Source organism: Amycolatopsis sp. lyj-90 (genome assembly GCF_046549035.1).
Lineage (GTDB): Bacteria > Actinomycetota > Actinomycetes > Mycobacteriales > Pseudonocardiaceae > Amycolatopsis.
Genome location: NZ_JAJPWP010000014.1, coordinates 225,686 through 238,412 on the forward strand (window position 1 = coordinate 225,686; position 12,727 = coordinate 238,412).

At 70.2% G+C, this 12,727-nt stretch carries 10 protein-coding genes; 6 read left to right on the forward strand and 4 right to left on the reverse strand.

Annotation, left to right across the window (positions count from 1 at the left end; translation table 11 throughout):
• Nucleotides 1-106: 106 nt before the first annotated feature.
• Together ACLJPX_RS40280 and ACLJPX_RS40285 are read right to left on the reverse strand one after the other, a co-directional pair.
• Nucleotides 107-1,243 carry a glycosyltransferase family 4 protein gene (locus tag ACLJPX_RS40280; protein WP_101612432.1) on the reverse strand — a complete coding sequence of 379 codons (1,137 nt, stop codon included), beginning with the start codon at nt 1,241-1,243 and terminating at the stop codon, nt 107-109.
• Between the two features lie 67 nt (nt 1,244-1,310).
• Nucleotides 1,311-2,369, reverse strand: coding sequence for a glycosyltransferase family 4 protein (locus ACLJPX_RS40285; protein WP_410605530.1), 1,059 nt, complete (start codon nt 2,367-2,369; stop codon nt 1,311-1,313).
• A 19-nt stretch (nt 2,370-2,388) separates the two neighbouring features.
• Between ACLJPX_RS40285 and ACLJPX_RS40290 the strand changes: the two genes are divergently transcribed.
• Genes ACLJPX_RS40290 through ACLJPX_RS40300 form a run of 3 tightly spaced genes read left to right on the forward strand, consistent with a single transcriptional unit; the run spans nt 2,389 to nt 6,928 of the window.
• Nucleotides 2,389-3,300, forward strand: coding sequence for a glycosyltransferase family 2 protein (locus tag ACLJPX_RS40290; protein ID WP_410605477.1), 912 nt, complete (start codon nt 2,389-2,391; stop codon nt 3,298-3,300).
• Between the two features lie 33 nt (nt 3,301-3,333).
• Nucleotides 3,334-5,847, forward strand: coding sequence for a glycosyltransferase (locus ACLJPX_RS40295; protein WP_410605478.1), 2,514 nt, complete (start codon nt 3,334-3,336; stop codon nt 5,845-5,847).
• Nucleotides 5,840-6,928 (forward strand): glycosyltransferase family 4 protein, encoded by a 1,089-nt coding sequence (locus tag ACLJPX_RS40300; protein ID WP_410605479.1) that lies wholly within the window; start codon nt 5,840-5,842, stop codon nt 6,926-6,928. The genes ACLJPX_RS40295 and ACLJPX_RS40300 overlap by 8 nt, the downstream gene beginning before the upstream one ends.
• 79 nt (nt 6,929-7,007) lie before the next feature.
• On the opposite strand, the gene rfbD is transcribed toward ACLJPX_RS40300, so the two are convergent.
• Together rfbD and rfbB are read right to left on the reverse strand one after the other, a co-directional pair.
• Nucleotides 7,008-7,880 (reverse strand): dTDP-4-dehydrorhamnose reductase, encoded by an 873-nt coding sequence (gene rfbD / locus ACLJPX_RS40305; RefSeq protein ID WP_410605480.1) that lies wholly within the window; start codon nt 7,878-7,880, stop codon nt 7,008-7,010.
• A 3-nt stretch (nt 7,881-7,883) separates the two neighbouring features.
• Nucleotides 7,884-8,867 carry a dTDP-glucose 4,6-dehydratase gene (gene rfbB, locus ACLJPX_RS40310; protein ID WP_410605481.1) on the reverse strand — a complete coding sequence of 328 codons (984 nt, stop codon included), beginning with the start codon at nt 8,865-8,867 and terminating at the stop codon, nt 7,884-7,886.
• Between the two features lie 151 nt (nt 8,868-9,018).
• On the opposite strand from rfbB, the gene ACLJPX_RS40315 reads away from it, so the two are divergent.
• From ACLJPX_RS40315 to ACLJPX_RS40325, 3 genes are all read left to right on the forward strand, one after another.
• Nucleotides 9,019-10,563, forward strand: a complete 1,545-nt coding sequence (locus ACLJPX_RS40315; protein WP_410605482.1) for an LCP family protein — start codon at nt 9,019-9,021, stop codon at nt 10,561-10,563.
• A gap of 89 nt (nt 10,564-10,652) precedes the next feature.
• Complete coding sequence (locus ACLJPX_RS40320) at nt 10,653-11,963, forward strand: LCP family protein (protein ID WP_410605483.1); 1,311 nt, start codon at nt 10,653-10,655, stop codon at nt 11,961-11,963.
• 9 nt (nt 11,964-11,972) lie between these two features.
• On the forward strand, nt 11,973-12,680 hold the full coding sequence (locus ACLJPX_RS40325) for a TIGR03089 family protein (protein WP_410605484.1): 708 nt from the start codon (nt 11,973-11,975) through the stop codon (nt 12,678-12,680).
• Nucleotides 12,681-12,727 lie beyond the last annotated feature (47 nt).

The following is a 12,727-nucleotide window of genomic DNA, read 5'->3' on the forward strand; positions in this document are numbered from 1 at the left end:
GATTCCGGCCCCCACCCCCGACGCCGGCAGGAGCTGAAGGGGCCCATACCCGCATCCGACGCGGCGAAGGGCCCTTTCCCTGCATCTAAAGCGGGCAAAGGCCCCTTCAGCCAGCCCGCCGCTGCGCATGCCGGTACCAAGCCTTCGCGTAAGCCTCCCGATGGCGCTCCGCGGTCGTCGCCCACGAGAACTCCTTCGCCCGCAGCTGCGCGGCTTCGGCCAGTTCTGCCCGCCGCGCGGGAGCGTCGAGCAGTTCCGAAATGGCCGCCGCGACATCTCCGGCGCCGACACCGCAGTACGCGACCGCGTCCCCGCCGACCTCCGGCAGCGAAAGCCGCCGGGTCGTGAGCACACTCGCGCCGCATGCCATCGCTTCCAGCACCGGCAGCCCGAATCCCTCGCCAAGGCTCGGGTACGCGACCAGTTCGGACCCGCCGAGAAAACCGGCGAGGGTGTCGAACGGCAGATAGCCCGCCCGGATCACCCGCAGCCGGTGTGGCACGGCGTCCAGCGCGCGCTCGACCTGCGAATCCCAGCCCGGCTGTCCGGCCAGCACCAGCGCCGGCGGGTTCGGCCTGCCGATCACGGCGTGCGCGAAGCCGCGGATCAGCGCCGGGACGTTCTTGCGCGGTTCCAGCGCGCCGAGGAAAGCGACGTAAGGCGTCTTCCCGAGTCCGACGGCCTGGCGCGCGGCCTCGATTTCGGCGGGGGACGGCGGATGGAACCGATCCGGTTCGACGCCGTGGTGGATGATCTCCAGTTCGGCCGTCCGCACCTGGCCGACGCGCTCCAGTTCGGCCGCCGTCGCGAGGCTCGGCACGACGCACAGGGTCGCGCGGCGAAGCGCCGTCGCGGTCCAAGCGCGGAAGAAGCGCGCCTTCACCGAAGAGTGCAGGACAGCGTCGGTGAAGAAGGTCGCGTCGTGCAGGGTCACCACCGAAGCGGCCGGGCTGGCCAGCGGCATCGTGTAGTGCGGCGAGTGGACGACGTCGGCGGCGAGCCGCCGCACCAGCCGGGGCAGGGTCGCCTGTTCCCAGGTCAGCCGGGCCGTCCTGGTCGACGTCGAGGGCGAAGTGGGCACGATCCGCGCACCGGGCGCCAGCCGGTCGTACAGCACCGCGTCCCGCGGCTGGCAGACGACGGTGATCCGCGCGCCGTCCTCGTCCAGCGCCGCGACCAGCGAATCCACGTAGCGACCGACGCCACCCCGGTCGGCCGGGACGGCTGTCGCGTCGATCAGCACGCGAGGGTCATCGCTCACCCTCGCAGGGTACGACGGCACCCCTCCCCCGCGGTGGGGAACCGACAAACTAACCGCGCAGGTGAAGGGCCCAAACAGCGGAAGCGGCACGCTGCCAGGTGAACTCACTCGAACGGCTGAGACCGCGGTCACGCAGCGACACAGACTGCTCCGAATGGTCCAGTACGCCCCTCAGCGCGTCGGCAAGCGCTTGCGCCTCGCCGACCGGGACGACGACGCCCGCTCCCCCGGCCACCTCGACCAGTGCCGGGACGTCCGAGTGCACCACCGGCACCCCGGCCGCCATCGCTTCGATCAACGGCAGCCCGAAGCCCTCCGCTCGGCTCGGCATCGCCAGCACCGACGCCCCCCGCAACACGGACGCCAGTTCCGCGTCGCTCACCTTCCCCAGCACCCGGACGTCGGCGCCGTGCTCACGCGCCAGGGCCATCGGGTCGATCCCGCCCCAGCCGGGCTGCCCGGCCAGCACCAGCGGCACCCCGATCCGGCCCGCGGCGTCGATCAGCACGTCGATGCCCTTGCGCGGCTCGATCGTCCCGATCGCCAGCACGTACCGCTCCGGCACCGTGACCTCGGCGAACTCGGCATGCGGCCGCACGCCGTGCGGAATCACGCGCAGCGGCACCGAAACCGGCACCAGCCCGGCGAGCTCGTCCGCGATCGCTCGCGTCGGCACGGTCAGCGCGGTCGCCCGTGCCGCGGCCCGTGCGATCACCGCCTTGTGCCACGCGACGCCGCGCGGGGTCAGCGTCTCGGGATGCGTCCACGGCACGGTGTCGTGCACCGCGACCGACAACGTCCGCCCCTTCGGCACCCGGGCGGGCGCGAGCGGCGTCGGCGCGTGGACCGCGTCGCCGCCCGGCCACCACGGCAGGCCCAGCTGCCAGGCCGCGATCAGCGCCCGGGGCGGGATCGGCAGCACGCGCGGCCCCTCGACCCCTTCGACGACCGCGGCTTCGACGTCAGCATGCCGTGCGACCACGCTCGACACCGTCCAACCGGGCGGCGCGGTCTCGGCGAGCGCCCGCAGCAGCTCGCCGGTGTAGCGGCCGGTCCCGCCGGGGACGGGCGCCAACAGCTGCTCGGCGAGCACGACCAGTTCGGGCATGGTCTCTATTCTCTCTGGCATGACCAGCACCACCGTCGTCGTGGTCACCTGGCGCGGCGCCGCGCACATCACCGACTGTCTCGACGCCCTCGCGGCGCAGTCCCGTCCGCACCGCACCCTGGTCGTCGACAACGCCTCGGACGACGGGACTGCCGCGCTGCTCGCCGCCCACCCGTCGAAACCCGAGGTGCTCCGGCTGCGGTGCAACACCGGTTACGCGGGTGCCATCGCCGCCGCGCTGGACAAAGTGGACACCCCGCTGATGGCGTGGCTGAACGACGACGCCGCGCCCACCCCGGACTGGCTCGCGACCTGCGAAGACACCCTCGGGAACGCCCCGCTCGCCGCGGCCGTGAGCGCGCGGCTGACGCTGGCCGACGGCACCGTCCAGTCCACCGGCGTCCGACTGACCGCCGACGGGCACGGCGCCGACCTGCCCGAACCCGCCGCCGAGGTCTTCGGCTTCTGCGGGGGCGCGGCGGTGCTCGACGTGGAGGCGCTCCGCTCCATCGGCGGCGTCCCGGCCTCCTACTTCTGCTACTACGAGGACACCGACACCGCGTGGCGCCTCCGCCTCGCGGGCTGGGACGTCGTCGGCGCCGAAGCCGACGTCACCCACCTGCATGGCGCGAGCACTCAACCGGGTTCGGTCCAGTTCCACCTGTGGAATGAACGCAACCGTCTGTTGACCCTCCTCCGGTGTGCTCCGCGCGCGGTGGCGATCCGCCAGCTGGTGAAGTTCGCCGCGCTGACCGCGATCCTCCCTCTCCGTGGGAAACCGGCGGCCCCGAACTTCCGTCTCAGCCTCCGATGCCGGGTCCTGGGTGCCGTCGCCGCCCGCCTGCCGCGCACGCTGTTCGAGCGGCGGGCCGTCGGGCGCCGCGCGGCGCTCGACCGAGGCGCGGTCTGGGAGGCGTGGGCCGGGCTTTAAGCTTGGGCCATTCGAGTAGCAGGGAGCACGACTTTGGCGCAGGGGGAAACGCAACCGGTCGTCTCGGTGGTCGTGGTGAACTATCGAGGAGCCGCCGACACCGTCACCTGCCTGCGCGCGCTCGCTGAACACGATTACCCGAACCTCGAGGTCATCTGCGTCGACAACGCCTCGGGCGGCACCGACGTGGCCGAGATCAAAGCCGCCGCTCCGGGCGTCAAGCTCGTCGAGTCCCCGGTGAACTCCGGTTTCGCGGGCGGCTGCAACCTCGGCGCGGAGCACGCCACCGGCACCGTCCTCGCCTTCCTCAACAACGACGCCCGCCCGGCGCCCGGCTGGGTCGGCGCGGCCGTCGCCGAACTGCGCGCGCAGCCGACGGTCGCCGCGGTGGCCAGCAAGGTCCTCGACTGGGACGGCACCGGCACCGACTTCGTCGACGCGGGCCTGACCTGGTTCGGCATGGGCTACAAACGCCACGCGGGCAGCCCGCTGGCCGACGTCCCCGCCGCCGAGCACGAGATCGCCAAGGACGTCCTGTTCGCGACCGGTTCGGCGATGTTCGTCCGCGCCGGGGTGTTCGCCGAACTCGGCGGGTTCGACGAGCGGTTCTTCATGTTCTACGAGGACGTCGACCTCGGCTGGCGGCTGAACCTGCGCGGCTGGCGCGTGCGGTACGTGCCGGAGTCGCTGACCTATCACAAGCACCACGCCACGATGTCCACAGTGGACGCACCCGATTCGGGTCGCGAGACGTTCCTGCTGGAGCGCAACGCTTTGGCCGCGCTGTACAAGAACCTCTCCGACGAGACCCTCTCGCGCGCGCTGCCCGCCGCGCTGGCGCTGGCCGTCCGCCGGGCGACGGCGCGCGGAGACCTCGACGCCACTCAGTTCGACCTCGCCCAGGGCGTCGGCCCGGCCGAAACCGGCCCGGTCGAGGTGCCGCGGACGACGTTGGCGGGCGTGCTGGCGATCGACCAGTTCGTCGAGTTGCTGCCGTCGCTCGCCGAATCCCGCGCGGCCGAGCAGGCCGCCCGCGTCCGCACCGACGCCGATCTGCTTCCCTTGCTGCGCAAGGCCTTGGAGCCCGCGTACCCGCTGCCGCGCTATCTCGCCGCGCACGAAATCCTGGTCGAGACGTTCGGTATCGACGCGATCTTCGGCCAGCGCCGCAAGGTACTGGTGATCACCGGCGACGCGATCACCGAGCGGATGGCAGGCCCGGCGATCCGCGCGTGGAACATCTCCGCGACCCTGGCCGCCGAGCACGACGTCCACCTGGTGACGGTGAATCCCCTCGCCGACCCGCCGCCCGCGCCGTTCCGGGTCAGCGCGGCGACCCGGCGCGAACTGGAAGCACCGATCGCCTGGGCCGACATCATCGTCCTGCAGGGCCACGTACTGGAACTCGCGCCCTCGCTCAAGAAGCAGTACGCGCACAAGATCGTGGTCGCGGACCTGTACGACCCGATGCACCTGGAACTGCTCGAACAGGGCAAGGGCGTCCCCGACGACAAACGCGCGCTCGACCTCATCGGCGTCACCAAGGTCCTCGACGCGCAACTGGAACGCGGGGACTTCTTCCTGTGCGCGTCGGAACGGCAGCGCCACTTCTGGCTCGGGCACCTCGCCGCGATGGGCAGGCTCTCGCCGCGGCTGTACGACGCCGATCCGACCACGCAGTCGCTGCTCTCGATCGTCCCGTTCGGCCTCTCGCCGCAAGCGCCGGTTCGCACCGGCCCCGGCCTTCGGTCCACTTTGGACGGCATCGGGGAAACCGATCACGTCGTGCTGTGGGCGGGCGGGGTCTACAGCTGGTTCGACCCGCTCACCCTGGTCCGGGCGATCGAACGGCTGCGGCAGCGCCGCGGTGACGTCCGCCTGGTGTTCCTCGGGATGAAGCATCCCAACCCCGAGGTCACCGAGATGGACATCGGCGCACGCACGATGCTGCTGTCCGAAACGCTCGGGCTCACCGGCAAGCACGTGTTCTTCAACCAGCAGTGGGTGCCGTACGAGGATCGCCAGAACTGGCTGCTGGACGCGAACTGCGGCGTCACCACGCATTACGAGCACGTCGAGACGACCTTCGCGTTCCGCACCCGGGTGCTGGACTACCTGTGGGCGGGCCTGCCGATCGTCACCACCGACGGCGACTCGTTCGCCGACCTGGTCCGCGAGGAACGGCTCGGCGTCGTCGTCCCGGCCGAGGACGTGGACGCGCTGGCCGACGCGCTGGAAAAGGCGTTGTACGACGAGGAGTTCGCGGCCGGCTGCGTCGAGCGGATGGCCGCCGTCGCCCAGCGCTACGCCTGGCCGGAAGCGCTGAAACCGCTGGTGGAGTTCTGCCGGAACCCGCGGCCCGCCGCGGACCGGCTGCCCGGTTCGGCGGACCTCGTGGTCACCGCGCCGGTGCGGGGCAAGGAAATGCTGCGCCGCGACGCCGACCTGATCCGCGAGTACCTCGCCGACGGCGGCCCGAAGGAACTCGTGCGGCGCGTCGGCGGCCGGGTGCTCAAGGTCGCCAAGCAGAGGCTCGGCCGTGGCTGATCGCCCCTTGCGCGTCCTGCTCGACGGGACCCCGCTTCTCGGCGCCAGGACCGGTATCGGCCGGTACACGGTCGCACTGTCCGAAGAGCTCGCGTCGATGTCCGAAGTGGACACTCGCGCGGTGGCGTTCACCTTGCGCGGCTGGCGACGGCTGCGGCACGTGCTCCCGCACGGCGTCCGGGCCCGCGGGATGCCGGTGTCCGCACGGTTGCTGCGCAAGACGTGGCTGCGGTCGCAGCTACCGCCGGTGGAACTGTTCGCCGGGCCGACGGACGTCGTGCACGGCACCAACTTCGTGCTGCCCGGCCGGTTCCGCGCGGCGGGTGTGGTGACGATCCACGATCTGGCCTTTTTGGACGCTCCCGAGGAACTCGCGCCGAGCGATCACGAACTCCCGCAACTGGTCCGCCGGGGCGCCCGGCTCTCCGACGTGATCTGCACGCCCACGAACGCCGTCGCCGACCAGGTCGCCGAACGGCTCGACGTGGACCGCCGCAAGATCGTGGTCACCCCGCTCGGGGTGAACCCGGCGTGGTTCACCGCACGGCCGCCGGACAAGGAACGCCGCAAGGAACTCGGCCTCCCGGACAAGTACCTGCTCTTCGCCGGTGCTCCCGGCCCCCGCAAGGGCCTGCACTGGCTTCAGCAGGCCCACGAGGCCGCGCCGGATCTGCCGGAGCTGGTGTTCGTCGGCCCCGGCAAGTTCTCCGTGGGCGACCGTTCGCGGCACGTGGGCTACCTGTCGGACGTGAACCTGCGGCGGGTCGTCGCCGGGGCCAGCGCGCTGGTGCTGCCGTCGCGCGACGAGGGTTTCGGGCTCCCGGTGCTGGAAGCGATGGCGTCGGATGTGCCCGTGGTGTGCACAGACATCCCGGCGCTGCGCGAAGTCGCCGGGAACTGCGCGAGCCTGGTCCCCTACGAGGACGTCGACGGTCTCGTGGAGGCACTGCGGATCGCCGTCAGCGACCCGCACGCCGTCGCCACCTCCGCCGCGCGCCGCGCCCACGTCGCGAACTTCACCTGGCGCGCGTGCGCCGAACTCACCGTCGCCGCCTACCGCAAGGCCAGCACCACGCACTGACTCCCCGCCGCGTTTCGTCCTCTAGTTGCGGTAGTTGCACGCACAATGACCGCAACTAGAGGACGAAACGCGTGAGGGGTCAGGAAGCGAAGTATGCCTTCAGCGCGTCATGCCAGTCCCGAAGCGGCGTGAGACCGGCTTCGCGCCATGAAGCGTTCGACAGCACCCCGTACGCCGGACGCGCCGCCGGGCGCGGGAACTCCGCAGTCGTGCAGGGCTTCACGCGCGCCGGATCCGCGCCGAGTTCCGCGAAGATCGCCCGCGCGAACCCGCACCACGTCGTCGACCCGCCACCCGTGCAATGCAGCACCCGCTGCGACGGCCCCTCACCGGCGGCCACGCGACCGGCCAGTTCCAGCAGCCCGGCGGCGAGATCGCGGGACCAGGTCGGCGCACCGGCCTGATCGTCCACAACGGACAGTTCTTCGCGCTCTTTCTCCAGGCGCGCCATGGTCTTCACGAAGTTCGACCCGGTCTTGCCGTACACCCAGGACGTCCGCACGATCCAGGACCGGGCCCCCGATCCGAGCACCGCGTCCTCGCCCGCCGCCTTCGTCCGGCCGTACGCGTTGAGCGGCCCCAGCAGATCGCCGGTCTCGTACGGCGAAGTCGCGTCACCCGCGAAAACGTAGTCCGTCGACACGTGGATGAGCGGCACCCCGCGCGACGAGCACGCCGCGGCGAGCACCCGGGGACCGTCGGCGTTCACCGCGAAGGCCCGCTCCTCATCGGTTTCCGCCGCGTCCACCGCGGTGTAGGCCGCCGCGTTGATCACCACCGGCGATGTCCCGGCCGCCCGTGCCCGGTCCGCCAGTGCGGTCACCGCGGCGATGACCTGGCCGGTGTCGCGCACGTTCAGCTCGGACGACGACGGTGTCAAAGCATCGGGCACCAGCGCCGCGATGCCCTGTCCCAGCTGGCCGGATCCGCCCGGTATGAGAACACTCAGCACCCGTCACGCCCCCGCACGGTTCTTCAGCGGCTCCCACCACGGCCGGTTTCCGCTGTACCAGGCGACAGTGTCGGCCAGACCGTCCTCAAAGGACTTCTGCGGTGCGTAGCCGAGTTCCTTCGAAATCTTGGTGATGTCGACCGAGTACCGGCGATCGTGCCCCTTGCGGTCCTCGACCGGCTCGACGCTCTCCCAGCCGGCTCCGACGGCGGAGAGCAGCAGCTCGGTCAACTCGCGGTTGGTCAGTTCCGTGCCGCCGCCGATGTTGTAGACCTCGCCCGGCCTGCCGCCGTCGGCGACGAGCTGGATGCCGCGGCAGTGATCGTCCACGTGCAGCCAGTCACGCACGTTCAGTCCGTCACCGTAGAGCGGGACCTTCTTGCCGTCGAGCAGGTTCGTCACGAAGAGGGGGATGACCTTCTCCGGGAACTGGTACGGACCGTAGTTGTTCGAGCACCTCGTGACACAGACGGGCAGTCCGTGGGTGCGATAGAAGGAACGTGCCAACAGATCCGAGGACGCCTTCGACGCCGAATACGGCGAATTCGGCTCCAGCGCGTGGTCTTCGGCCCAGGATCCCTCGTCGATCGAGCCGTAGACCTCGTCGGTGGAGACGTGGACGAACTTCCCGACCTCGGCCTCGAGCGCGGCCTGCAACAGGGTCTGCGTGCCGAGCACGTTGGTCAGCACGAAGTCGGCGGCCCCGGCGATCGAACGGTCCACATGGGACTCGGCGGCGAAGTGCACGACCAGGTCGATGCCCCGCATCAGCTCGCTGACCAGGGTGGCGTCGCAGATGTCACCCTTTTCGAAGCGGTAGCGCGGGCTCTTGCTCACCGGCTCCAGGTTCGCTTCGTTGCCCGCGTAAGTCAGCTTGTCGAGCACGACCACTTCGGCGTCGGCAAGGCTGGGATACGCACCCGTCAGCACCTGCCGGACGTAATGCGAACCGATGAAACCGGCACCTCCGGTGACCAGCACCCGCATCCCGTGATCCTCCTTTTACGACTTCCCGGACCAGCCGAGTGTGTCACGACCGGGGCAACCTTTCACCAGCCTACGGACGTCTAACACGAGGGTCAGTAGAGTTACCGGCGAGGCACGAGTGTGCCCTGGGGAGATTCGTGGAGGACCGCACGTGACCGAGTGGCCCGGGCCACCCATCGCGGCGCGCCGTGGCGGCGGCGTCGTGGTGTTCGCCCGCCGTGGGGTGAAGGTCGTGTTCAGCCTGGTCTCGATCACGATCCTGGCGCTGACCTGGTGGGGCTGGCAGTTCATCGGTGACCCGTCGCAGGGCTTCGCCACCACGAACATCTTCGAGGACAACGGCCACCCGCCCGCGAAACCGCTGGACGGCGCGATCGACATCCTCCTCGTCGGCCAGGACAGCCGCACCGACGCGCAGGGCAACCCGCTGCCGCGCGAGGTCCTCGACATGCTGCACGCCGGCGTCTCCGACGGCGAGCGCCAGACCGACACGATGATCCTGGTGCACATCCCCCAAAACGGTAAGAAGGCGGTCGCGATCTCCTTCCCCCGCGACTCGTGGGTCGAGATCACCGGCGGTTTCGGCAAGCACAAGCTCAACAGCGCGTACGTGTACGCCTACAACGACACGTCGAAGACGCTGCAGCAGCAGGGCAACTCGAACCTCAAGGACGTCGACGCCAAGGCCAAGGACGCCGGCCGCAAGAACCTGATCGCGACGCTCGAGAAGTTCATCGGCAAGCCGAAGATGATCGACCGGTACGCCGAGGTGAACCTGTCGAGCTTCTACGAGATCACCAAGGCGATCGGCGGCGTCGAGGTCTGCCTCAACGGCCCGGTCAAGGAGAAGAAGTCCGGCGTCGACCTGCCCGCCGGACGGCAGTCCGTCGAGGGCGTCCAGGCGCTCGCGTTCGTCCGTCAGCGGTACGACCTGCAGAATGGTGACCTGGACCGGATCGCGCGGCAGCAGGCCTTCCTGTCCGGGCTGGCGAACAAGGTCCTCTCCTCCGACGTCCTGATCAACCCGGCGAAGATCTCGGACCTGATCGCCGCGGTGAAGAAGTCGGTCGTGCTGTCGGCGGGCTGGGACCTGCCGGAGTTCGCCGCCCAGATGCGCGGGCTGACCAGCGGCAACGTCGAGTTCCACACGATCCCGACCCAGGGCGACGCGACCATCGGCGGCGCCGCCGTGCTCCGGGTGGACCCGGAGCAGGTGCAGGCCGAAGTCACCCGCCTGACCTCCGACGGGCAGACCGCGCCCACCGAGACCCCGGCCAAGCTGCCGGGTGCGGAAACGGTGACCGTCGAACTGTTCGACGGTTCCGGCTCCCCCGCCCTGGCCACCGAGACACGGAACCTCTTGCAGGGCAAGGGTTTCAAACTGGCGCCCGACAGCAAGCTCAGCACCCGCAACTCCACGGTCGTCCGCTACGCGCCGGGCGACGAAGACGCGCTGGCCCTGATCAAGCAGGTCTTCGGCACCACGATCCAGGCCGAAGCGGATCGCGACGTCGCCCCCGGCAAGGTGCGGGTCCTGCTCGGCAAGGACTTCAAGGGCGCTTCCGCCGGCACTGGCGCGACCACGGCCCCGTCGAAGACGTCGCCCCCCTCGCAGCCGGCTCAGCCGCCCTCCAGCGCTCCGGCGGCGCCCACCACGACGCCGATCGTCGCGGGCAATGTGCCCTGCGTCAATTAATGTCCGGGTACTCAGCGTGGCCGCCCTACCGGTGGCCTAGCCTTCTCCTACGATCGGACCAGAGGCAGCGCCAGGGGAGGTGAACAGGGATGGGCAGCGAGGACAAGGACCTCGATGAACATTTTGAGCATTTGGACACCGAGCGATCGGAGCCGGAGGACGACGCCGACTCGGACACCGAGAGTGACGAAAAGTCCCGGTTCGTCCCGACGCCATACCCGCGGAACCCACTGCCCCAGCCGTCCGTCCCGCCCGAGGACGAAGCGGTCTCGGGTGTGCTCGCCGTGCCCGAACGCCCGCTGCGCCGCGCCGGCCGGGTCACCCGCCGGATCGCGGTCGGTCTCGTCTCGCTGCTCGCCCTCGGCACGACGGGCTACGCCTACGTCACCAAGGACCAGCTGCAGAACAATGTCCCGACGACGAACGCGCTGAGCAAGCCGGACGACCCCGCCGCGCCACCCGCCGACGACGGCGCGAACGACATCCTCCTGGTCGGCAGCGACGCCCGTACCGACGCGCAGGGCAATCCGCTGCCGCTCAAGGTCCTCAAGGAACTGCGCACCGAAGAGAAGCCGGGCGTCAACACCGACACCATCATCATCCTGCGCATCCCGAAGAACGGCGCGAAGCCGTCCGGCGTCTCGATTCCGCGCGACACGTGGACCGACATCCCCGGCCGCGGGCCGAACAAGGTCAATTCGGCGTACGGGGTCGCGAAGGCCAACTACGCGAACGCGCACCGCGGCGAGCCCGACCAGGCGAAACTCGAACGCGATTCCGACCAGGAAGGCCGCAAGGCACTGGTCCAGACCGTCCAGGACCTGACGCAGATCCGCATCGACCACTACGCCGAGGTCAACCTGCTCGGGTTCTACCTGCTGACCGAGGCGCTGGGCGGCGTCAAGGTCTGCCTGAACCACTCGACCGAAGACAAGGACTCCGGCGCGAACTTCCGGCGCGGTGAACAGACCGTCTCGGGCGGCGAGGCGCTTTCCTTCGTGCGGCAACGGAAGAACCTGCCGCGCGGCGACCTCGACCGCATCGTGCGGCAGCAGACCTTCCTGTCCTCGGCGCTGAACCAGGTGCTCTCGGCGGGCACGCTGACCAGCCCGTCGACGATGAGCGGCCTGATGGACGTCGTACGCCGGTCGATCGTCCTGGACGAAGGACTGGACCTGCTGGAGTTCGCGCAGCAGGCGAAGGGGATCGCGTCGGGCGACCTGACGTTCACGACCATCCCGGTGATCAACATCAACGGCCGCAGCGCGGACGGGCAGAGCATCGTCGAGATCGACCCCGCCGCCGTGCGGACCTTCGTGTCCGGGCTGGTGGGCCGCGGCGGCGGTGGCAGCGCCCCCGGTGCGGCTCTCGCCGCGTCGAGCGTTCCCTGCGTGAACTAGCGTGGAGGCGTGAGCCTCACCGAACTGCTGCTGCGGCCCGTACTCGGGTCGCCCGCGAAACCGCTGATCACGCACTACGACGACAAGCAGGGCAGCCGCGTCGAACTGTCCGTGGCGACCACGGTGAACTGGGCCGCCAAAACGGCGAACTGGCTGGTCGACGAGTTCGACGTCGAACCGGGCGACGAGGTCGCCGTGGTGCTGCCGTCGCATTGGCAGACCGCCGGTGTCCTGCTGGGCGCGTGGTGGTGCGGCGCCAGGGTGGTGACGGAGACCGCGGGCGCGCGGGTGGCGTTCGTCGTCCCGGGCGGCGAGTCCGGCGCGGCCGCGACGGCCGTCGTCTCGCTGCACCCGATGGGTCTCGGGCTGCCCGCCGGTTCCGTGCCCGACGGCGCCCTGGACTACCTGACCGAGGCCAGGCTTTCGGGTGACCAGTTCAGCCCGCTGTCCCCCATTCCCGGCGACACTCCGGCACTGGGTTCGTCCACAGTGGATGAAGTGCTCGCCGAAGCCCGTTCCCGCGCCTCCGGCCTGGGACTGTCGGCCGACGACCGCGTTCTGTCCACTGTGGAGTGGGCGGGCGAGGAAGGGATTCTCTCGGGCTTCCTGACGCCGCTCGCGGCCGGTGCGCACCTGGTCCAGGTCACCGACGCGGATCCGGCCAAACTCGCTTCCCGGCGCGAAGCCGAGCGGACGACCGCGGATCTCCCCGCCTGACGTGTAATGAACGGGGCTTTCCTTGCGAAATTCGCAAGGAAAGCCCC